The sequence below is a fragment of the Aeromonas finlandensis genome (genome assembly GCF_000764645.1).
Classification (GTDB): Bacteria; Pseudomonadota; Gammaproteobacteria; order Enterobacterales; family Aeromonadaceae; genus Aeromonas; species Aeromonas finlandensis.
In genome coordinates, this window is sequence record NZ_JRGK01000286.1 from 56,437 (window position 1) to 76,881 (window position 20,445).

At 54.6% G+C, this 20,445-nt stretch carries 22 protein-coding genes; 2 read left to right on the forward strand and 20 right to left on the reverse strand.

The window, feature by feature from the left end:
* A complete protein-coding gene (rsmH, locus tag LD28_RS0117145) occupies positions 1–939 on the reverse strand; it encodes a 16S rRNA (cytosine(1402)-N(4))-methyltransferase RsmH (protein WP_005336168.1) in 939 nt (312 codons plus the stop codon).
* On the reverse strand, positions 940–1,398 hold the full coding sequence (mraZ, locus tag LD28_RS0117150; RefSeq protein ID WP_033138141.1) for a division/cell wall cluster transcriptional repressor MraZ: 459 nt from the start codon (positions 1,396–1,398) through the stop codon (positions 940–942).
* A gap of 645 nt (positions 1,399–2,043) precedes the next feature.
* On the opposite strand from mraZ, the gene LD28_RS0117160 reads away from it, so the two are divergent.
* Positions 2,044–3,051 carry a lytic transglycosylase domain-containing protein gene (locus LD28_RS0117160; protein WP_241462311.1) on the forward strand — a complete coding sequence of 336 codons (1,008 nt, stop codon included), beginning with the start codon at positions 2,044–2,046 and terminating at the stop codon, positions 3,049–3,051.
* A gap of 376 nt (positions 3,052–3,427) precedes the next feature.
* Here the strand turns inward: LD28_RS0117160 and lafU are convergent, their stop codons facing one another.
* The 9 genes from lafU to lafA all read right to left on the reverse strand — a co-directional run bounded on the left by lafU (position 3,428) and on the right by lafA (position 10,729).
* Positions 3,428–4,351: a lateral flagellar motor protein LafU gene (lafU, locus tag LD28_RS0117165; RefSeq protein ID WP_033138143.1), complete on the reverse strand. Its 924-nt coding sequence runs from the start codon at positions 4,349–4,351 to the stop codon at positions 3,428–3,430.
* Complete coding sequence (gene lafT / locus LD28_RS0117170; RefSeq protein ID WP_033138144.1) at positions 4,351–5,208, reverse strand: lateral flagellar motor stator protein LafT; 858 nt, start codon at positions 5,206–5,208, stop codon at positions 4,351–4,353. Before lafT ends, lafU begins: the two co-directional genes overlap by 1 nt.
* A 50-nt stretch (positions 5,209–5,258) precedes the next feature.
* Positions 5,259–5,972, reverse strand: coding sequence for a lateral flagellar system RNA polymerase sigma factor LafS (gene lafS / locus LD28_RS0117175; protein WP_033138145.1), 714 nt, complete (start codon positions 5,970–5,972; stop codon positions 5,259–5,261).
* Positions 5,973–5,979: 7 nt separating this feature from the next.
* Entirely contained in the window at positions 5,980–6,426 is a 447-nt protein-coding gene (gene lafF / locus LD28_RS0117180; protein WP_277619824.1) for a lateral flagellar basal body-associated protein LafF, read from the reverse strand.
* 47 nt (positions 6,427–6,473) lie between these two features.
* Positions 6,474–7,556: a flagellar hook-length control protein FliK gene (locus tag LD28_RS0117185; RefSeq protein WP_033138147.1), complete on the reverse strand. Its 1,083-nt coding sequence runs from the start codon at positions 7,554–7,556 to the stop codon at positions 6,474–6,476.
* Positions 7,547–7,885, reverse strand: coding sequence for a hypothetical protein (locus tag LD28_RS0117190; protein WP_033138263.1), 339 nt, complete (start codon positions 7,883–7,885; stop codon positions 7,547–7,549). The genes LD28_RS0117185 and LD28_RS0117190 overlap by 10 nt, the downstream gene beginning before the upstream one ends.
* A 121-nt stretch (positions 7,886–8,006) precedes the next feature.
* Positions 8,007–8,399 (reverse strand): lateral flagellar export chaperone LafC, encoded by a 393-nt coding sequence (gene lafC / locus LD28_RS0117195; protein WP_033138148.1) that lies wholly within the window; start codon positions 8,397–8,399, stop codon positions 8,007–8,009.
* Positions 8,400–8,442: 43 nt separating this feature from the next.
* A complete protein-coding gene (gene lafB, locus LD28_RS0117200) occupies positions 8,443–9,726 on the reverse strand; it encodes a lateral flagellar capping protein LafB (protein WP_033138149.1) in 1,284 nt (427 codons plus the stop codon).
* Positions 9,727–9,838: 112 nt separating this feature from the next.
* Positions 9,839–10,729, reverse strand: coding sequence for a lateral flagellin LafA (gene lafA / locus LD28_RS0117205; protein WP_033138150.1), 891 nt, complete (start codon positions 10,727–10,729; stop codon positions 9,839–9,841).
* 187 nt (positions 10,730–10,916) lie between these two features.
* On the opposite strand from lafA, the gene fliB reads away from it, so the two are divergent.
* Positions 10,917–12,089: a flagellin lysine-N-methylase gene (fliB, locus tag LD28_RS0117210; RefSeq protein WP_033138151.1), complete on the forward strand. Its 1,173-nt coding sequence runs from the start codon at positions 10,917–10,919 to the stop codon at positions 12,087–12,089.
* 79 nt (positions 12,090–12,168) lie between these two features.
* On the opposite strand, the gene LD28_RS0117215 is transcribed toward fliB, so the two are convergent.
* The 9 genes from LD28_RS0117215 to flgEL form a co-directional block, all read right to left on the reverse strand.
* A complete protein-coding gene (locus LD28_RS0117215; protein ID WP_241462313.1) occupies positions 12,169–13,176 on the reverse strand; it encodes a hypothetical protein in 1,008 nt (335 codons plus the stop codon).
* A gap of 14 nt (positions 13,177–13,190) precedes the next feature.
* The gene (gene lfgL, locus LD28_RS0117220; protein WP_033138152.1) at positions 13,191–14,090 is read right to left on the reverse strand and encodes a lateral flagellar hook-associated protein LfgL; all 900 of its coding nucleotides are present in this window, start codon (positions 14,088–14,090) and stop codon (positions 13,191–13,193) included.
* Positions 14,091–14,100: 10 nt separating this feature from the next.
* Positions 14,101–15,420: a lateral flagellar hook-associated protein LfgK gene (lfgK, locus tag LD28_RS0117225; protein ID WP_033138153.1), complete on the reverse strand. Its 1,320-nt coding sequence runs from the start codon at positions 15,418–15,420 to the stop codon at positions 14,101–14,103.
* The gene (locus tag LD28_RS0117230; protein WP_033138154.1) at positions 15,420–15,818 is read right to left on the reverse strand and encodes a rod-binding protein; all 399 of its coding nucleotides are present in this window, start codon (positions 15,816–15,818) and stop codon (positions 15,420–15,422) included. Before LD28_RS0117230 ends, lfgK begins: the two co-directional genes overlap by 1 nt.
* Positions 15,819–15,826: 8 nt before the next feature.
* A complete protein-coding gene (fgIL, locus tag LD28_RS0117235) occupies positions 15,827–16,933 on the reverse strand; it encodes a lateral flagellar basal body P-ring FlgIL (RefSeq protein WP_033138155.1) in 1,107 nt (368 codons plus the stop codon).
* 8 nt (positions 16,934–16,941) lie between these two features.
* Positions 16,942–17,613, reverse strand: coding sequence for a flagellar basal body L-ring protein FlgH (flgH, locus tag LD28_RS0117240; RefSeq protein ID WP_033138156.1), 672 nt, complete (start codon positions 17,611–17,613; stop codon positions 16,942–16,944).
* Positions 17,613–18,398, reverse strand: a complete 786-nt coding sequence (lfgG, locus tag LD28_RS0117245; RefSeq protein ID WP_033138157.1) for a lateral flagellar basal-body rod protein LfgG — start codon at positions 18,396–18,398, stop codon at positions 17,613–17,615. The genes flgH and lfgG overlap by 1 nt, the downstream gene beginning before the upstream one ends.
* An 81-nt stretch (positions 18,399–18,479) precedes the next feature.
* Positions 18,480–19,214, reverse strand: a complete 735-nt coding sequence (lfgF, locus tag LD28_RS0117250) for a lateral flagellar basal-body rod protein LfgF (RefSeq protein WP_033138158.1) — start codon at positions 19,212–19,214, stop codon at positions 18,480–18,482.
* Positions 19,215–19,223: 9 nt separating this feature from the next.
* Positions 19,224–20,426 carry a lateral flagellar hook protein FlgEL gene (gene flgEL, locus LD28_RS0117255; protein WP_033138159.1) on the reverse strand — a complete coding sequence of 401 codons (1,203 nt, stop codon included), beginning with the start codon at positions 20,424–20,426 and terminating at the stop codon, positions 19,224–19,226.
* Positions 20,427–20,445: the final 19 nt, after the last annotated feature.

Genomic DNA, 20,445 nt, shown 5'->3' on the forward strand with positions numbered 1-20,445 from the left:
TTACTCCGCCAGCCGCTCGGCAACACGCAGCACCGAACTGCGTGACCGGCTGTTTTCAGATACTTCATGATCAGAAGGCTTGAGCGCCTTGCCGACCGACTTCAATTTGCGACCGCCAGCCAGCTGGGCTTCGGTCAACGGAATGCCGTAAGGCACTTCCGGCCCCTTCTCGTGCTTGCGGATGAAATGCTTCACCAAGCGGTCTTCCAGCGAATGGAAGCTGATCACCGACAGGCGGCCATGGGGCGCCAACACCTCCAGCGCACCGTTGAGCGCGGTTTCGATCTCGTCCAGCTCGCTGTTGATATAGATGCGGATGGCCTGGAAGCTGCGGGTTGCCGCATGCTTGCCCTTCTCCTTGCTCGGATTGACCCGGGCAATCATCTCCGCCAGTTGACGGGTACGCACGTAAGGCTCGGTCACGCGGTCGTGGACGATGGCGCGAGCGATCTTCTTGGCAAAACGCTCCTCACCGAAGGTCTTCAGCACCCAGGCGATGTCGTCAACATCAGCCTTGGCTAGCCACTCGGCAGCGCTCTGGCCGGAGGTGGGGTCCATCCGCATATCGAGCGGACCATCTTTCATAAAGCTGAATCCGCGCTCGGCATCATCCAGCTGGGGTGAAGAGACCCCCAGATCCAGCAGAAAGCCATCCACCTTGCCCAGCAAACCGCGCTCATCCAGATAGGAGGCGATACCGGAGAAGGGACCATGCACGATTTCGAAACGGGGATCCTGGATCTTGGCCGCTTCGGCAATCGCCTGGGGATCGCGGTCGATGGCGATCAGGCGGCCATTGGGACCAAGGTGCTGCAGGATCAGGCGAGAATGACCACCACGGCCAAAAGTACCGTCGACGTAGACACCGTCCGGCTTGATGGCCAGACCTTCGACGGCTTCGTGCAACAGCACTGTGATGTGTTCAGCGGCTTGGGTCATTTATAAAGAGAAATCCTGTAGTCGTGGTGAGTTTGCCCAATCGTCCCCGGGCAGACCCAAGATGTCGTCATTGACCTGTTGTTGCCAGCGGGCTTCATCCCACAGCTCAAACTTGTTGAGCTGGCCCACCAGCATGATTTTCTTGTCCAGCCCCGCATGGCTGCGCAGTGGCTGGCTGAGCAGCAGACGGCCATTGCCATCCAGCTCGCATTCAGTTGCATGACCCAGCAGCAGTCGCTGCAAACGGCGCTCTTGCGGATTCATGCTGGAGAGGGTCTTGAGCTTGCGCTCGACCTCTTCCCATTCGTTCAGGGGATAAAGCAGCAGACAGGGATGGGCAATATCGATGGTGCAGACCAGCTGGCCGTCGCTTTCATCGCGCAGCCAATCACGGAATTTGGTCGGAATAGCCAGCCGCCCTTTACTGTCCAGGCTGATGGCATGAGCGCCACGCAACAAATTGCAGTCCCTGAAGGTGAGTGAGCAGGCAGATTGCCCCTCTAAAAACCACTTTGATCCACTTTTCCCCACCTTGAAGTTTAAGGACGTGCAGGGGGCTTTTCAAGCAAGTAGATCGGAGAGAGGGAACATATTGACGCAGCATTTGCATACTGCGGATTGAGTGGGTTGATTTTTCAAGAGTTATTGGTGACGCACCAAAAGACGATTAATAAAAATGGCGTCTGTAAGCAGTCACTATCTGGGCGATATGATGAAACGGAACAATACCACTGCACAGAGCAGAATACTGACGCATATCACTGGATAGATGATGTAACCATCTTTCGAACGACGGGCGCGCAGAGATACCAGCTGACAGAGCAACAGATTGTAAATAATCAGCAAAAAAGTCAGCAAAATATTGGTGGTAAATGTCAGCTCGTGAGCATACCCGATGTACAGTCCCATCAGAATGAAATTGGCGAGTATCAGATACAGCAAAAATTTCTGAATCGCTTTACCCGCATTTGGGCTCTTCTTTACTCGTGTTATCATGCTTGTTACGTCCTAGATTACACATGAAAAAGACGACATTAAATTCAAAAAACTGTTGAGATATATCATGTTTTTATTATTGATTAACCTTCATTCAACAATTGCACCATGACCCGGCTCATTGTCTCGCTTTTGAGCGGGATGTTAGTGATATCAACATCTTGTAATGCTTATCACAGTTATCACTGGCAAGCTGGTTTCCCTATTCCAATTCAGGGGAAAGGGGCCGAACTGGTCAGTCAACAACAGCAATTTTTGCTCAATCAGCGCTCCTATCTGCAGCAACGACTCGCGGAGACACAACCTGTCATACGGTGGGTCGCAGAGCAGGTACATGAACGCAAGCTCCCACCTTTACTCGCCTTCGTCCCCTTGCTGGAAAGCAGCTATCGGCTGGATGTGGTCTCTTCCGCTGGTGCTGCCGGCCCTTGGCAGCTTATGCCAGACACCGCGACCCGATTTGCCATTCCCATCACCCGAGAGTTTGATGGCCGTTATTCACTGCCGTTGGCAACGAATGCAGCACTCTCCTATCTGGCATGGCTGCACCGTTTTTTTGGCGAAGATTGGCTACTGGCATTGGCCGCCTATAACGCAGGTGAAGGGCGAGTACTCAATGCCGTATTAAAAGCAGGCACACGTAATATATGGGAACTGGATCTTCCAGCTGAAACCCGGTTTTACGTAGCCCGCTTTATTGCTCTCGCCAAGATGTTCGATATGGCGGATTACTATCGGTTTCAGCTGCCGCCCTGGCGAAGCGGCAATGAATTGAAAATATATACCCATCCAGATGGCTGCTCACTGCAGGCTTGGGCTCAGACCACCGGGGTATCAATGAATGAGGCCAGTCGCTGGAATCCTGCCTGGCAATTGCCAACGGCCAAGGGGATAACCAATTGTCCGATCGTCTACAGCAAGAGCCCGGCTCCCACCGCGAGCCAGAAACGGGAGGCAACCGTCATTGTCAAAGCGGTCTCGCTGGACAGCCTGCATGACCCCCTGTTGCTGAAAGCGGCCAAGGGACTGGATATGAGTCGCGGCGAGATCAGGCTGGAACGCTTGCCCGATCCTCTTGGGATAGAGCAGAAGCGACCACTGATTGCGGTGCCATGACACAGTGGCACCGACGGCTCAATGCTGGAGCCAAATAAACCCCTCCCTCATCAAGCCAGCAAGCACCGTAGAAACAGCGATGCAGATCTATGGCACGACTAATACGAATCCGTGGTGAGAGCGTCACTGTATCGGGTAACACAGAGCGAGTTGGCGCAAGAAAAGCTGCGCCACCCACCCGCTCTCCTGGAGCACTGCACGGCCAATAATCTTGTCAAACAGCAACCCGGAAATCAGCAATCTGGCGCGATATCACCACGTTGTGACTCAAGCAGAGTAGTAACATCATGCAGATATCAGCGCAGCACCTGCTGCGCGGACATTGTGCGAGCTATGCTCAGGCAACTCGATCTCGGCGCTGTCCATGAGAAATCATCTAGTTGGCATGAGCAGTAACTACATGCTTTTGAGAGCTGAACAATTGTTCCAGATTGCTTTCAGCCTGAGTCGTCATAATCAGCAATTCAATACGTCGATTACGGCTGCCTTGTGGATTCTGGGTATCTTCCAGCATGGTATCGGCCATCGCGACAACCTGCCCAACCCGTTCAGGCGGCATGCCCCCCGCCAACAATACTCGCCTTGCCATCATGGCGCGCTCTGACGAGAGTTCCCAGTTGCTGTAGTTGTCACCGGCAAACGGTGTGCTATCGGTATGACCAGAAATCATGACCCGATTCTCTATGCGCTGAAATATGGGGGCCAACGCCATCAACATGTTACGGAAAAAAGGGCTGACCCGGACGCTTCCACGACTATACATCTCCCGATCCGCATCATCACGGATAAGGATCCGCAACCCCTGCGGGACGATTTGAATTTCCAGGTTATTCTTCGCCTGTATCTGCTCCGCAAGATGGTCGATGAATGCGGCCAACTGCTTCATCTGGCCCTCACCTTCAAGCTTGCCGATCAACAACTGTTCATACCCGCCTCCTGGACCGTCAGAAATAATGCTCTGATTGCGATCCAGACGCTTTGACGTCATTTGGCGCCACTGGCCGAACTTGGGATCCAGCTCATCGATAACCGAGGGATTACCACCCAAATCGATGGGATAGGGGCTATTGTGAACATCAAACGGGTTAACTGCACTGTCCATAATGCGGTAGTCACGCAAGCGACTGGCCACGACTTCACGCTCCTCCTGATTGGAGACAGCAAAAATCCATAGCACCATGAATAAAGCCATCATGGCCAAAGCGAAGTCTGCAAACGCAACTTTCCATGCACCGCTCCCTTTGGCGCCACTACTGCGGCGCGGCTGGCGTTTGACAATAATCTGTTCGTGATTGCGCATTACACCGCCCTATTGGTCACCCAATCCTCCAGTTGAAGGAAGCTTGGTTTAACATCCGGCTCCAGCATCTTACGACCTGAGTCGACAGCCAGCAGAGGTGTCTTGCCACGCGACTGGGAAATCAGGATCGACTTGATACACATCAACAGACCGATACGACGCTTGACCATCTCTTCCATGGCATTACTGATAGGATCCAGCACGCAGTAGCAGAGGAAAATACCGATAAAGGTCCCGACCATGGCTGCAGCCACCTGCAAACCGATATTGCCCAGGGGCCCATCCAAATGCTGCATGGTGATGATGATCCCCATCACCGCAGCCAGAATACCAAAGCCAGGACAGGCCTCTGCGGTCTTGTGCATGGCATAAGCAGGCTTGAGCATGTCCTCTTCAATGGCCATGATCTCCTGCTCCAGCAAGGTATCCAGTTCATGGGGTGTGATCTTGCCCATCCCGAGCAGGCGCATGTTATCGATAATGAAGCCAAGCAGCAGGGGAGCTTCCGAGATCTGGGGGTGCATCATAAAGATCGAGCTCCGCTGGGGATCCTCGATATGCTCATCGAGCGCCTTCATGCCCTTTTTGCGAGACTCTTCCAGCAGTTGATGCATCAAAGTCAGCAGCTCGCGATAGACCGCTCTCTCTTCTTTGTTCGAGTTGAAGCAAATCTTTATCTGCTGCCACATTTCATGCATCACCTCTTTCGAGTTGCCCAGAAACATGGAACCCATTGCCGCACCAATAATGATGAACAACTCGGCAGGCTGCCATAACGCAACCAACCGCCCGCCCGCCATCATAAAGCCGCCCAGCACACATATAAAAATGACGCCGATGCCAATCTGTTTTTGCATGAATGTTCCCGCACGATAGAAGAGGAGTCACCAATAAAGGTGAAGCACTACTATATGAAATCGACCAATCGCAGCTTTAGCTGAAGCACACACTGTTTGTGCAACTGACAAACCCTGGATTCGGTTAATCCGAGCACCAGCGCGATCTCCTTCATGTTGAGTTCTTGCTGGTAGTAGAGGGAGAGCAATAACTGCTCGCGTTTATCCAGAGTCGCCAACACCTTGCTGATGGTCATCGCCATATCGATATCATCAGACTCGATTGTTGGTGCCTTGCCGCCATTTTCCAGCCACTCTTCCAGACTCTGCAAAGCTTCAGCCTGGCTGGCGTAGGCAAGCTGGCGGACCTCTCCCACTGAGCAGTCGAGCGCTACCGCAAGCTCCTGCTCTGTCGGGGCCCGCCCCAGACGATTATGCAGCTCACGCTGTGCCTGGTTATGGCCATGCACCTGCTGTCGCAGCTGACGGGGACGCCAATCCATACGACGCAGCTCATCGAGCATGGCGCCACGGACCCGCTTGAAGGCATAGCTTTCAAACTGGGCATCAGGCTCGCTGCCATATCGACGCCAAGCCTCCAGCAGCCCCATCATCCCCACCTGCTCCATATCCTCCTGATCAAAACAGGCACTGACCTGGCTACGCAGGTGACAGGCAGCCCGTTTCACCAGGGGCAGGTAGCGAGTGAGAATGGCCTGTTCACCCGTACGGGGGATGGGTGGCGAATCCACGAACTCTTGAGATTTCCAAGCAGAATCAGTCATATCGTGGCTACTGTACCAACACCTTGGTGATCAGCACTTCGTCCAGAGAGGGCTTGTAGCCATATCCCTGCACTGTGCTGACCAGCTTGTCACGCAACGAGACCTGCAACGTGGAAATACTCTGCAGCTCGACCTTTACATCATCGTGAGAACGATGACTGAAATATTGCACCATGGCATTGCGAAGCAGCGGAGTCAGCTCATCCAGCTTGGCAAGCTGCGCAGGGTTGTAGGTGACCAGTGCCAGCTCCAACACCAGATAATGGGGCTGATCTCCCCCTTCCAGGCTGATCACGAAGCGCTCCATCGGTTTGAACAGCGGGGTACTGCTCAGCTCAGACTTGGGTTCTGCCCACCCGAGCCCGACCTCAATCACATCTCGTTTCAACCAGGCGCCGTATGCCAGCACCACCAGCAGGCACAGGGCAATGACGACAACCATCAACCACTTCATGACTCGCCACATAATGTAAAACCACTCTCGCTATAACGGGTTAAAAATCAGACTAGGGTATTGAGCCAGTCGTGCACGCTATCCCACGCTGGATCACTCTCATCCTGCCACTGGCGCCGACCAGCCAGGATCTTCTCCTGCTGCCAGCGCTCCTGTTGCCCCTGTTCACTGCCCTGCCCCACATTCACCTCAACACCCCCGGCATGATGGGGAGCAAGGCTCATGCGCAAACGCTCCATTGACTGGATCAGCGCATCGCGCACAGCCGGATTGGTCACATTGAGCTGAACATTGAGCCGATCTCCGTCCAGTTTGACGGTCAACTCCAGCCGCCCCAACTCTGGCGGATCCAGCCGAATGTGGGCCTGCTTCACTTGCTGGTTAACCTGCAGCTCCACTTTGTCTCGCAGCAGGCTCACTAACTGCTCTCCCCACTGGGTCTGGTTATCTGACAACCTGACTGGTGCCCACTGATAATCGACAGGACGATTTAGCTGGGGAGAGAGTGACCCGACTGCCAGTTGGCGACCATCCGGCAGCTTGTTTTCCGCCACAGCGGAATCGAGCGCGACATTGCCAACCTCCAAACCGGAGCCCGCCGCAGGCAAACTGAATCGGCCCGGCAATGCACCGGCTTGACCACTGGCGTTGGCAAGCACCATCGCGAATGCCTGTTCTGAAGCAGAAAATGTTACCTCGCGAGGCGACATAACCTCTGGTCCAGCTAATGGCGTAGTGGCCCCCATGAACACCCGAAGAGAAAGGGACAATTTGCTATCCGCCGCCACCTGTTGGCCGCTGATGTCGCTCTCCGTCCAGGGATGACCATTGTTTACACGAAAGCCCTGACTCTCCATGCCCTCCCCCCTTGCAAAGAGGGGGAACATGTTAGTGAACGCCTGTAGCTGCTCAGTCACATCGCTCTCTACCAACTGGCTCTCGCCGTCTTCATCCAGCTCGGCCGAATCTGCAGGAAGCGCAGGCAACGGCACCGCAACCAGCGGCTCCACAACCTCATCAAGTGGTTGATATAGCTCACCTTCACCACCAGCCTTGCCCGTGAGGCGATTGCGGGCGCCAACATCGGCAGTGTGCAGCCCATCAACACCGGAAAATTGAATCAATCCCATTTCTGCACCTCACCATAAGCGGTCAATCCTTCGCGGATCCCTGCAAGCTGCTGCCACTCCAGCTTGCGGGTTTCGGTCTCCTGCTCGCAGAGCAGCAACGCCTGCCTATACAACACGCGAGCCTTCTCTCTCACTGGTTGCAATGCCATCCAGAGTTGAGGGTTCTGGCGCACCTGAGAGACAAAGCGCGAGAAACGTCCATCGGTCAAGCGGACGGCATCCCATTGACCGGCCTGCGCCTGTTGCAACAACAGCGTCCCCAAGCCCAATAACTGACGCTGGCGAGTTTGCAGTTCGGTCTCACGCAACACGGGAGCAATGACTGGCATGACGAACCTCACAAAGAAAATGGACCAGCTCACAAGCAAGGAGTGGGCCAGACAAATAGTTCTTAAATTTCAATGAATAGAGGGGAAGTGACGTCTGGGAGGAGGAAAATCTACTTCCGCATTAACGAGGGTGGCGCGCCATTGCTTCCCACCCCTCTTTCAGCTCTTGCAGAATTTTGCGGACTTCGGTAAACCCTTCAACATTATTGGAAACGCTGATCTCAAACATCTTCTGACCACAGTAGTCATAGAGGCGATGCAGATTTGCTGCCAGCTCGCCCCCCTTATCCATATCAAGCGCGCTATCCAGCCCCCCGAGAATCTGCAAACACTTGTTGATAGCCAACCCTTTACGCTCAAACTGTCTGGCCAGAATATGCCCTTCCGCTCGAGCTATCTCATCCAGCAAACCATCCATCAACATCAATACAAGCTGATATGGATCGGCGCTGGCGGCCTTGGCCTGAGTGGCAGCAAATTGATAGGCATCGTAACCATCTTGTTGTTCAAACATGGGATTTAACTTCCAAAGGTAGGATGCAGCCCCAGGTCACGGGTTAGAGTTCACCCATGCGCTGCATCATCTGTTGCATCGTGGTAAATTGATTAAGGTAACGCTTATATCCAGCGTCCATCTTGCGTTCCAGTGCATCCATTCGTTCGTTGATTCGCTTTTGGCTGGAGTCAAGAGTGCTCTTGCGAGTTTTAAACACGCCGTCACGTTTGGTGTAAGGATCGAGGCTGTTACTCATTCGCTTGAGCAGACCATCATCCCCCAACAGGGCCTTGCCAAGCAATTCGGGGTCCTTATCCAGTGCCGTGTTAAAACTGGTTTCGTTAAACGACAATTTCCCCGTCTTGTCGCTCTTGATGCCGATGCTACTCAATGAAAGACCATTTGGCAGATCACGTACCTTGTTGCCCAGCAAGCTCTTGAGGATACGCACACTACTATCAGAAGAGAGCGCCCCCGGAGACTGCGGGTCACTGGAAGTCATATTGCCGATGTCAGTGAGCAATTCGTTATAGCTGTCGACAAATTTTTTCAGCGAGCCGGTCACGGCCTCTTTGTCCTGGTCGACAACAACTTGTAGCGGTGCATCGCCCTGTTTTTGAGCCTTGGTGAGCTGCAGGGTCAACCCTTCAACCACGTTTTCAAGTTTATTGCTGGCAGAGACAATCGTGAGTGGATTATCTCCCCCCATTTTGAGCCTCGCATCCTGGGCGTTGGTAATATCTGTTTTACCTGCCAACGCCGAGCCCAACATATTGGAAGCATCGCCTGAATAGGAGAGGGTAATGGCATTTTCAATACCGGTATTCTTGCTGGTCAGCACCAGATTGACCTTGCCATCGGTTCGTACCAGGGTCGCATTTACACCCAGATTGGCCTTGTCATTATTTATATGACTGACCAAATCTTTAATTGTTGAGCCTGCAGGTAAACTGCTCATATCAACGGCCATGGTTTTTCCCTTGACCGTAAAAGACAAGCTCCCATCGGTCGGCAATTGGGCTGACTCACTATCAAGCGGAATACCTATCTGGTGTGCCTGTGCCAACTGCTCAACAAAAAAACTGTACTGCCCGGAGCTGGCTTTGCCATTACTGGTCACTGTCATCAACCCCTCTTGCGAGGTGGTCGCTTTCTGGGCTTGCAGGTTAGAGGCCTTGTTCAAATCCTTGAGCATGGTCTGAAAGGTCGACAGCTTGCCATTGAGCGTACTGAACGCACTTTGCTGCCCCTTAATACTGTCCATCTGCTTTTTCAATAACGTATCTATGTTCTTGCGCTCTAGAGCAACAATCTTCGACGCCATGCTGGCTGGATCGATCTGCATCAAATTATCCTTATCAAACTAATTCGAGATGCCAGTTGGCAAATACACCTCGCGATATTTGCCGACTGACATGAGGAGAAGGCTGCCGGGAGGGCAGCCTTCAGGGCATTAATTAACGCAGCAGGGAAGTCACCATGCCGGTCATCTGGTTGGAGTTAGTCAACACGGACATACCAGCTTGCATCAGCATCTGGTTTTTGGTCATGTTGGTGCTCTCCTGAGCGAAGTCGGCATCCATGATGCGGCCATTGGCCATATCGGTGTTCTCTTTCATATTGGAGAGGTTGCTGATGGTGTGCTCCAGACGGTTGATATTGGCACCGAAGGCAGAGCGCAGAGATCCAATCTGGTCAATCAAGCTAGTAGTTGCGGTAATAGCGGCAGATGCCTTGGCTTGATCTGCAATACCAGCAGCAATGGCTGGAGCCGCGATACCGGTAGTTCCAGGAACTGCTTTAGCACCTGGAGTAGCAGAGGGAGTTGAAGCACCGGTCAATTTTTTCATACCGCCTGCTACATCGACTTGCAGCTTCTCAGCCGCAGAGCCACCGATCTGGAATGTCACTTTATCTTCGAAAGCACCGCCCTTAAGCAGTTTTTGGCCACCAAAAGTAGTGTTAGCAACAATGTTACCCAGCTCTTTAGTCAGCTCTTTGAACTCGGCATCCATGGCCTTACGATCGTCGACAGAAGCGGTTCCGTTAGCGGACTGGGTTGCCAAGTCTTTCATGCGCATGGAAATGTTGGTCATCTCCTCCATGGCACCTTCTGCAGTCTGCATCATGGAGATAGCGTCTTGTGAATTGCGCATACCAACAGCTTGACCACGAGATTGCGCCTGCAGACGAGTCGCCATTTGCAAACCGGCGGCATCGTCGGCTGCAGAGTTGATACGCAGACCGGTGCCCAGACGCTGCATGGCTGTGCTCAGCATCTTGTTGGTAGAGTTCAGCTGGCTCTGGGTGGTCAGAGAGGCAAAGTTGGTATGAATAGAAAGACCCATTTTTTCGTTCCTCGTTCATGTAGATATGGCCGGTAGGCCACGTTTATTTCGGCAGAATGAGAAAACGACCCTGAACACGGAAAAATTAAATCCACGCCGCTCTTTTTATTATTTGTTCAGCTGATTGGCACCTATTTTGCTAAATGACGCAGGCATCTGCGCCAACATAACAAAGCAAGGAGAAGGAATGCCCATCACCCACCTAACCCCCCGTTACTATCAACAATTCGCCTGTATTGGCGGTGATTGCGAAGACAACTGCTGTCATGGCTGGAGCATCTCTATAGATAAACAGAGTCTGCGTAACTATCTCGGGCATGCCGACCCATCCCTGAAAAAACTGGCCGCAACGCATATCCGCAAGATCCGCAAAAGTGACACGCAATGGGGAGAGATCAAGCTGGATGAACAGGGAGCCTGCCCTTTCCTCGATCAAGGTGGACTATGCGTGATCCACGCCAAAGCTGGCCCTGATGCACTGAGCCAGACCTGTCAGACTTATCCGCGCACCTCCTATCATCAAGAGCAAGAGCTCAGACACACCCTGACACTCTCATGCCCGGAAGTCGTTCGCTGCGTACTGCTCGACCCCCGTGCCATGGAGATAGCCCTGGAACAGAAAAGAGGGCACAACACGGCAGCTCCGCTTCCGCCAACACACAATCAGTTACAACAGCTGGCACTGCACATCACACTGAATCGTGATTTACCTGTGGAGCAACGGCTCTGGATTATAGGAATGCTGGTTCATCGGAACCCCGAGCCGATTTCCCATGAGGCGTTTCTGAATCAGCTGGCAAGCATTGCGGATACAGGGGGACTGGCTCCCCATTTTGAACAGCTGCCTTACTTACCCGACCTCCATTGGTGGGGATTACGGGCCATGAGCCATCTGCTGCGCAGCGAACAATCGAGCAAAAAGCGTGGTTATCTCGCCATGGAAAAATGTATGGAGCGGGTTTATCGCCACTTCGATGGAGAATGCGATCACGACAAAGTGACCGATCTTTACCGTGAATGGCAAGACAAATGGGAACCCTGGCTGGCGAACCATCCTCATGTGCTGGATAACTACCTTCTCTACTGGCTCTATCACCACGGTTTTCCGCAACAAGGCCGTCCCCCTGCGGAAGCTTATCTGCTGCTGGTTGCCGACTTCTTCTTGCTACGGGCCTATCTCTGCCTGTTAACCATTGAAGGTGAAGAGCCAGACGAGACAAAAATCGTCTCTCTGTTCTATAGCTACCATGCGCGACGACTGCACTCACGTGACTTTACCCGAGTCTTGCACGAGAGCCTCAGCGCAACGGGCTTGAACAGCGATATCTCGCTGTACGCCCTGCTACGCAATAAAAATTAAACAGAAAAACAAAACGCCTTCTGGGATCAGAAGGCGTTTTCATGCCACGCAACAAGATCTTGAATCAGGCACAACCCGCTCATGCCAGCAGGGCGACAACCCCCTGCCGAGTCACATTCGCCTGTGCCAACAACCCGGACATGGTCCCCATATATCCCCCCTGTTGCAACTGAGCAGAGAGCGATGACCGTAGTCGTTGCAGCTCTTCCTGTTCCAGGTTTTGACTGCGGGCCTTGACCCTGTCCAACTGTTTAACCATCTTCTGACGAAACTGTTTCAGATCCCGCACGGACTGTTCAATCTCGCCAAGTACCCGTTTAAGTCGTTGACGCTCCTGAGGAATCTCCCCTTTGCCAATCCCTTCAGCCAGTTGAGTCAGCTGACCGGCTCTCGGCTTGAACTGCACTGGGACCGGATTCCCTGCCGGCACTCGGATCCCTTCTCCACGTAGCAGCACCGGCTCATCCAGTTTGCGACGATAAGGCTCCGCCACCGACAGCTCCAGCTTGCCAAGTTCATCCAGGCGAGCCTGGATATGCTCTTTGCCCAACGCCTGATCCAGTCTGGCAACCACCTCACCCTCCCGAGCACCGGCCGGAAGCGTCACTTCCACTGCACTGCTACTCTGGGGAAAACAGAACACCAACCGCTCGCTGCTGCTCTTGGCACTCAACAGATCCAGATGCTCGGCGCTAAAGTGGGCACGCATCTCATGCGCTGATACGAGTAGCTTGGGTTTCAGCTCGGGCGTCAGCGGGCCTTTGGGCTGAACAACATGCTCTTCAAGCATCTTGAGACGATTGGCGACATCAACACCAGCCTGATCACGCTGCCCCAACTGCCGTTCGAGACGTTTCAGCTCACCCCAAACCTGATTGAGCGCCAGCTCACCGCCCTGAGCATGGGCGATACGCTGCTGGGCCACCCCAATCAACGCCCACCGATCCATCCGGATAATATTGGGATGGCGTTCATTCTGCTTATTCGCAGTTGGAGTATGAGTCTGTGCGGCAGCTCTCCCCTGTAACTTGAGTTGTGCCTGTGACTCGGCGACACCTCCAAGACGAGTCTGCTGGATCTGCATCATCACGCTCCTCATCCTTACTGCATGTAGTTGAACAAACTAAGCGAATTAACCTTGGCGAAGGTCTGCTGCTGTATCTGCAGAGCCATCAGCACATGAGATTGCCGGGTCGCCGCTTCCGCATAATCCAGCGACTCTATCTGGTTGCTCACTTCCTGGCTATAAATGCTCTTTTCTGCATGCCCTTCATCCACCTGATCGAGCAAGTTGATACGAGCGCCGATAGAACTCACCATCTGACTGATGTTGTCCTGCAAGGTGGCGTGGCGATCAAGCATGGCGCGCGCCAGATCCGCTGCATTCGATGCCGCAGTGTCAATTGCAGCGACCATGCTATCGAGTTGCTTGAAATAATCATCCGGGGCCAAAAACAACTGATCAGCAGTCTGGTTCAAAGCAACGGTTACCCCGTTGGCAATACTGACCTCACGCACCAGATTATCCCCCTTGTAGACGTAATCACCTGCGGTCGTCTTCTCCAATGCGGGCTGATCCACCTTGCTACCGCTAAACAGGCTGGACCCGTTTTCATTACGAGCATTGGCAAGGTCCAGCAAACCATCCTTGATAATCGCGACCTCACTTGACACCGCCTTGCGATCATCATCTGACAGGGAACCATTTGCGGCTGTCTGGGTCAGCTCACGCAGCCGCATCATCATATTGGTCATGGTATCCAGCTGCACTTCACCTTGAGAGAGCTGGCTCTTGGCATTGGCAATATTTTTCTGATACTGCTCCATGGCCACCTGCTCTTTCTTCAGCCCGAGCAGGCGCACACTCCCCACCGGATCATCAGAGGGTTGAAGCATGCGCTTGTTGGTGGAGATCTGGCGCTCGAGGCGGGCATACTCACCAAAACCATGTTGTAGGTTGTCGAGCATACTGAGTTGAATCTGGTTGGTACTGATGCGCATAGTCGCTCCGTCAGAACATGTTCAGGATGGAATTGAAAAGTTGCTCAGAGGCGCTGATCACCTTGGCATTGGCCTGATAGGCCTTGGTGTAGGCCATGATCTTGACCCCCTCCTCATCGGTATTGACGCCACTGATACTGCTCAACTTGGCAGCCAGCTGATTCTCCATATTGGCATCTGCCAACATGGTCGCCTTGGACTGCCCACTCTGTACCGCGATCCGGCCAAACAGGGCGCCATATGCCGTGCTCTGGCTATCTTTGAGGGTAATCATCTCCCGCAAATTGCGATTGTCGCCTTTCCCGCCACTGCCCTGTGCAAAGGCGAGATGATCACCGGTAAAGCCATTGGCAATTTTCAAGGTACCGGCAGGATTGAGCGGGTCGTAGCTGAACAGCTGTTTACCCTGATCACCATTCAGATCAATGCCACCAGCCTGCTTGCCATTGAAATCGTCAGCCAGCTTCTTTGCCATCTGGTTGAGTTCGCTGCGCATGGGACGCAGCACATTGGCGCGATAATCCATCACTCCGGCCAGCCCCCCGCCATGCAGCGCAGGGACTTCGAAGGATTGCGGGCCGAAACTCAGGTGGATTTTATCGCCAGCCAGTGAAAGGGTACTGCTGCTCCCGGCCAGCACCAGCGGCTGACCCTGAGGCAAGCTGAGCGAGAACGAACCATCTCTCTGCCTGTTAACCCGCACTTCCATAAAGGTTGAAAGATCGCGCACCACTTGCTCAAGGCCGTCTTCCAGCGCGGAAATATTGACCTCCTTGGCGGCCTGTTCGCTGATTTGGGTATTGAGTTCGGCGACCTGTTTCAGATAGCTGTTGACCTGAGCAATCGTACTGCTCATTTGCTCGTCGATCTGGCTCTCCTGAGTCAGCAGGCTCTCGTCCAACTGACTAAAACGGTTCGCCAGCGCGCCAGCTGAGCTAACGATCTGGCTGCGCTGTGCCGAAGTCTCCGGACTATCGAGTGCCGCACTCAGTGAGGCGAACAAGCTGTCCAGCCCGGTGGTGATTTTCATCGACTCGCTACCCAGCAACTGCTCGGTGGTATTGATGTACTGATGGAAAGCGTATGACGCACCGGTATCCGAACGGCTACGCCAGTGCTGTGACACCAGGTAGTCGTCCGTGATCCTGCGAATACCTGTTACCTCTACCCCCATTCCATTATCCAGACGGCCAAGACCGGACAGACTGCCCATCATGGCCTCCTGACAGCTGTAACCTACGGTATTGACGTTGGCGATATTCTGGGCAGTCAGATTTAATGCGATCTGGGCTGCATTGAGCCCACTGGCGCCGATATTGAGCATTGACATCAGTCAACCTTCTTCATTTTTACCGAATTGAGAGGCTGGCTAAAGGCAGCCAGGGTATGTGGCTCTGAAGCGACCACCCCATCCGGATTCTTTAATGAAGGGGCCAGCTGGTTGACCATCTGCTCACGCAGTCCGATACCGCCCCGCTTGACCATACTCATCGCCAGCTGGCTGTCATACATGTCGCGATAGAGCTCCTGCCCCTTGATAAGCTTGTCATCTTCATCTTGCAGCGCATCGGTGGCTGAACGCATGTGTTTAAGCACGGTTTGCAAAAAGCTCACCTCGAACTGACCAGCGACCGCATCGAGTGCGGCTCGCTGATCCGGGTTGCTTTTGATTTGCTGCAATTCATTGAGATCCTGATAAAAACCAGGGTCAGAGCTAATTCTGGTCATGATGCTCCTTAGATAACTACCAGCTCACCCTCAAGGGCACCGGCCTCATTGAGCGCTTGCAAGATGGCCATGACATCGTCGGGCGTTGCCCCTAGCGAGTTGACAGCCTTGACGATCACTTCCAGAGAGGTGCCATCAGGCCATACAAACATGTTGTTTTGTTCCCGATCGACCTGGATCTCGGATTTGGGTGTCGTGGTGGTCTGCCCATTGGAGAACGCATTGGGCTGACTGACCGTCTGGCTCTCGCCAATCGTCACCGTCAAACTGCCATGACTGACCGCCGCCTTGTGGACTTTGACCCCCTGCCCCATCACCACCGTGCCGGTTCGACTGTTGAAGACCACTTTCGGACGCTCCTGACCCGGGTCGACCTTGATATCTTCCAGCAGGGCCATAAACGCGATGCGCTGGCTCTCGTCTTTGGGGGCTGCAATCTGGATCCGCCCAGCACTCACCGCTCTGGCGACCGGCCCCAACTGGTGGTTGATCGCACGCTCGGCATTGCGGGCCGTCTTGAAGTTGGGTTGATGCAGATTGAGCGTCACTTCCGGTTTGTCGGCGAAATTGCTGCTCACTTCCCGTTCAATGGTGCCGCCATTGGGGATAATGCCGGCTGTCGGCACGTTAATCGTGACCGATGAACCGGATTGGCCTTCCGCCTTCACCCCGGCGACGACCAGATTGCCCTGCGCCACGGCATAGACTTCGCCGTCGATACCACGCAGGGGGGTCAACAGCAAAGAACCGCCACGCAGGCTCTTGGCATCACCGATAGAGGTCACGGTAACATCAAGCAACTGCCCCTTGCCTGCCAGCGCGGGCAACGTGGCCTGGACTGAGACAGCCGCTACGTTCTTGAGCTTGGGATCGAGATCGTCGGGCAACTGCACACCGAACTGCTTGAGCATGTTGGCCATGGATTGACCGGTAAATTTGACCTGGCTCTTGTCCCCCGTACCGGAGAGACCGACCACCAGACCATAACCGACCAACTGGTTGGTTCTCAGTCCCTGCACATCGGCAATATCCAGCAGGGCTCGCTTGGCCGGTGCCGCAGCCTGGCTAAACCAGGGCAGGCAAAGGCAAAGCAGGGTGATAAACCATCTGTTCATGTGAATCCTCAAAATGGCGCAAATGCCGAGCTAAAGAAGCGGCCCAGCCACCCCATCTGGTTGCTGTCGGCAAGGGCACCGCGACCGGCATAGGTAATACGGGCATCGGCGATACGCTGAGACGAGATGCGGTTGCTCTGGTCGATATCGTCAACCCGCACCATCCCCCCCAGACGAATGTATTCATCCCCCTGATTGAGGCGGATCCATTTCTCGCCGCGGATCGCCAACACGCCGTTGGGCATCACCTCCGCCACTGTCACAGTAATGGAACCCGCCAGGGTATTCTGCTGACTGGAGGTCGCCCCTCCATCAAAATCCCGATCGGCACTGAGGCTTGCGCCCCAATCGGGGCGCAGTTTGCCGCCAATGGAAGGGGCGGGCACACTCATGCTGCTGTTCTTGCTCATGCTGGTATTGGCTTTCTTGCTCGACTGGGTGCGCTCTTCGAGCACCACAGTCAGAATGTCGCCAATACGATAGGCACGCCGATCCTGAAACAGGGTCATCATGTAGCTACCCCGATAGAGGCCGCCATCTTCCCCCTGGGTGGTCGCAGTCACCTTGGGACGTGATGGCGCCCACTTCTCATCGCCAGGCTCGGGAACTTGCAGCTCATAGGTGGCACAGCCGCCCAGCAGCAGTACCAACCAGATATAACGCAACATCGACTTCATCATCACAGAGCCTGAGTGACAAACTTGAGCATCTGATCCGCGGCAGAGACGACCTTGGCATTCATCTCGTACGCCCGCTGGGTGGTGATCATGTCCACCATCTCCTCGACCACATTGACGTTGGAGCTCTCCAGCGTGAATTGCTTGATGGCCCCCATCGCCTCTTCTCCCGGCACCCCCTCAATCGCTTCACCGGACGCACCGGTGGCGCGGTAAAGGTTGCCACCGAGCGCTTCGAGACCGGCCGGGTTGGCAAAGTTGGTCAGGGTAATGCGACCCAACTCTACGTTCTCCTGTTGCCCCGGCAGAGAGGCACTGACCGTGCCATCGGTACCGATAGAGATCTTGGTGGCGTTATCCGGGATCTGGATCTGCGGGACCATGGGCAAACCATCGGCGTTCACCATCTGCCCCTCGGCATTGCGGTGCCATTGGCCATTACGGGTGTAGGCAGTCTCACCGTCCGGACGTTCGACACCGAAGAAACCGGCACCGACCACCGCCATATCCAGTTCCTGGTTGGTGTTCTGGAATTGACCGGAAGTGAAGACCTTTTGGGTTCCCACCACCCGCACACCATTACCCATCTGAATGCCGATCGGCGCCAGGTTCTGCTGATCCTGCTGGGCGCCCGGCTGGCGCTGCACCTGATAGAAGAGATCTTCAAACGCCACCCGATCACGCTTGAAGCCGACCGTGTTGACGTTAGCCAAGTTGTTGGAAATGCTGGCCATCTTGGCATCTTGTGCCGACAGACCTGTTTTACTGACCCATAAAGCTGCGTGCATTGTTTTGTTCCATCTTCGTTTATCAAGCCTCATCCCCAAGGGAGAGGACAGGCACCGGACATCTGCCCGATGCCTTCAATATCAAGCCTGACCGGAGATCAGCTTGGCACCCTGGCGAGCCTGATCATCAGCGGCTTTCATCAGCTTGACCTGCAATTCGAAATTGCGGCTCAATGACATGCTGCTGACCAGTTCATCAACCGCATTGACGTTGGCCCCCTCCAGAAATCCGGAGGCCATCACCACCTGTTCACTCGCCTCGGCATCACCACCCTGACGCTTCCGGAACAGGCCATCCTGGCCTTTGACCAGCTCGGCCGGCTCCGGATTAACCAGTTTCAGGCGGCCAACCTCCAGACGAGCACCACCACCGGGAGGGGTAATGCTCAGGGTGCCATCCTTCCCAAAACTGATGTCACGATAAGCAGGCAACACCAGCTCGCCACCTTCCCCCAGCACCGGCCGACCATTGAGGGTCAGCAGCCCGTCGGCATCGGCCTCCAGGTTCCCCGCTCGGGTATAGGCCTCTTTGCCATCCGCAGTCTGCACGGTCAGAAAGCCTTCGCCACGGATTGCTACATCCAGCTTGCGGCCGGTCTGCATCAGGGGGCCCGCCTTGAAGTTGGTGCCCGCCATCTCCTCCTTGGCCATCACCCGGCTCTGATAACCATCCCCGCGGAGGGCGTAAGCAGAGACCCGCTCAAAATCAGCCCGAAATCCGGTGGTATTGACGTTGGCCAGGTTATTCGCCCGAATCTGCTGGGCCATCAGGGTATGCTGCGCCCCGGACATTGCGGTGTAGATAAGCTTTTCCACGGGTTACCCTTAGAAGGAGTTGAACAGAACCTGGGTCATCTTGTCGGCCGAGCTGATGGTCTTGGCATTGGCCTGATAGTTGCGTTGGGAGGTCATCAGGCTCACCAGCTCACCGGTCAGGTCAACGTTGGAACTCTCGTAAGCCCCCGCGGTCAGCTTGCCCATGGTGCCCGTCCCCGGCGCGCCCAGTACCGGCTGGCCGGAGCTGAAGGATTGCTGCCAGGTTGTGTTGTTGGCCTGCAGCAAACCATTGGGGTTGGCAAAGTTGGCCATGACCACCTGCCCCTGCAACAGACTCTGACCATTGGTGAAAGTGGCATAGACACCGCCATCAGCATCAACACGGGCACCAGTCAAATCGCCTGCGGTATAACCGTTGGACTGGTTGCGAGTCGCATTGAAATCGGCGGCGTACTGGCTGACCTGGCTCATATCCAGTTGCAACGCAATCGGAGAGGCGCCAGCAGGCGTCAGAGCCAATGTCGCCGGAATCGTGGAGCCTGCGCTATCCAGTTGGCCATTAGGGGTGAACTTCATTTCGACACCGCCTGCGGGTGTCACATCCGTGCCATTAAAGCTGTAGTGAACCCCCCAGGTGTTGGCCCCTTTTTTCACAAAATACTGGGAAACGGTATGTTCAGTCCCGAGTGAGTCGTAGACCTTGCTGGACTGTGAATAGCTGAAGGTATCCGGCTTGTTCGCATCAAACGTCGAGGCCGGGGGGATGACGCTGGCATCAGCTTTAAGGTTGGCGACAAACTCCAGCTTGTCGGATGCTTTTGCTGGCAGGCTCCCCGCCTTGATCTGGATATCGCCAACCACACCGGACTGCAGCTTGCCTGCATCATTGGTGGTGTAACCCTGCAGCCGTGTACCGCCCGAAGTGGTCAGGTAGTTGGCGTTATCACGCTGGAACATACCTGCACGGGTATAGGAGGTCTGGCCGCTGCCATCTTTCAGCACAAAGAAACCGCTGCCTGAAATCGCCAGATCCAGCCCGCGCCCGGTGCGCATCATGTCCCCGTTGCGATCAAAATTCTGGGAGATGTTGTTCATCTCCACCCCGCCTGCCTGACCACCACCATAAATTGCAGCAAATTCGGCGCGGCTGGATTTGAAGCCTGCGGTGCTGGCGTTGGCCACGTTGTTACTGATAACGCTCAATTCCTGGTTTACGGCGCGCAGGCCGCTCAATCCGATATTGAAAGACACAGTGTCGCTCCTCTCTGAT